Origin of the sequence: Candidatus Magnetobacterium casense, from assembly GCF_019173545.1 — a bacterium.
Taxonomy (GTDB): Bacteria; Nitrospirota; Thermodesulfovibrionia; order Thermodesulfovibrionales; family Magnetobacteriaceae; genus Magnetobacterium; species Magnetobacterium cryptolimnobacter.
On record NZ_JABXWD010000649.1, the window covers coordinates 1 to 1,448 of the forward strand.

The window sequence follows — 1,448 nt, forward strand, 5'->3', positions numbered from 1 at the left end:
CTGAAGCCCCGCACGGTTCCGTCCAGGAGACTATTACCTTGTCCGTATAAGTCCCATCCGATGCCGAGGTTCCCGTAGGAGCAGGAAGGGTATTTGGGCTTCCCCAACTGCTGATTGAGGGCTCCGGGTAGACATATTTACGAAGTAGAATCCAATCAACCTTGATTCCGTTAGTGGTATACGTCGATATTGCAGCTCTCATATCGGCAGAGTTGGGCGGGGTGACAGTCACATAGGCAGGGCTCCTCGCCACGTCATTCTCAAAACCATAAACACCGCTTCCCCCACGAACAGCTAACTCTATGGTCTTGTACGCGTCTATGGAGAAGTTGGTGGTATTAAGACTCTGTGTTACTCCGTCCCTTGTTAAGTAATATGTGGTAGACGAGCTTCGATAGATATATGCCTTATGACTACCAGTAGGTGTTTGTGAGCCATAAGCACTTTCGGTTTCGTCCAAATTGCCATTTGCCCTTATAGCGTAGGACGTACTGCCTGTAGCTGTTTGTCCATAGATAGCTCGCCAGGCCGCAGAACCGTTCTGGTACGTCAACATACCGCCAGACACCGAAGCGTAGGCCGTATCCCCAGCCCACTTGCTAGTATTCAGACTCGTTCCTAAGAAGTCATCAAAGAAGATAAAGGTATTATCCCCGTTACTCCCAGAAGTGGCTGCCGAGTTGCCATAGTACATCAGAAACTGAGTCACCGATGGAGAAGCGGCGATGCTGTCAAACTCAACCCAAAAGACCGCGCTGACATTTGAGGTATAGGTTTCTACCCAAGAGTCTAAGGAAGTCCCGGAGGGAGTAGTGAACCTGACATCATCGAAGTCGGCTTGAATTGTATAGTTGAGATACACGCTGCTTCCCGAATCCGTCCCGGAGGCCGCATAGACATTGACTCGCATCTGGTAATTTGTCTGAGTTCCTGCGGAGGAGCCGGTTATCCCAAACACCTTCCGGTAAGTGTAATCATCGAGCCAGTCCCCACAGGTGTAATTGACAGAGAGATAAGGGGTTCGGCTTATGTTCCCGCATCCCCCGTCATAGTAGGCTACCCTTTCATCTATGGTAAAAGCAGGAATGGTACCGGCTATTTCCCTGCTACTGCGAACCATGAACTTGGTAGTGCCGGATGTGTCTATCCACCCCATGCCGGAACTGGAGAGAGTAATCTCATTGTACCCCGCGGTGTTCCAGCCACTTGTTGTTTTACTTCCGCCATTGCCCGAATAATAGGACTTGTTATAGTCCGTAGTCTGCATCGGGTCGTGAGGATAAGTTGCCCCGCCGGTTTGTAGAGTCAGGTCAAAGTCCGTAGTGGATGAGTCGCTTGACCCATAGAGATTAAGGCTTGCTCCTGTTACTATCCCCCCTGCGATAGCAGAGGTATCAAAGAAGAGAGCGCCTTTATCTATGTAGAACCAGGCGAAGACATCCAAATAC

Annotated in this window: 1 protein-coding gene; it reads right to left on the bottom strand. The window is 50.1% G+C overall.

Features of this window, described 5'->3' with window-relative positions; all coding sequences use genetic code 11:
* Positions 1–1,448: DUF2341 domain-containing protein (locus HWQ67_RS18425; RefSeq protein WP_218254154.1), on the bottom strand; the 1,448-nt coding region annotated here is incomplete at both ends.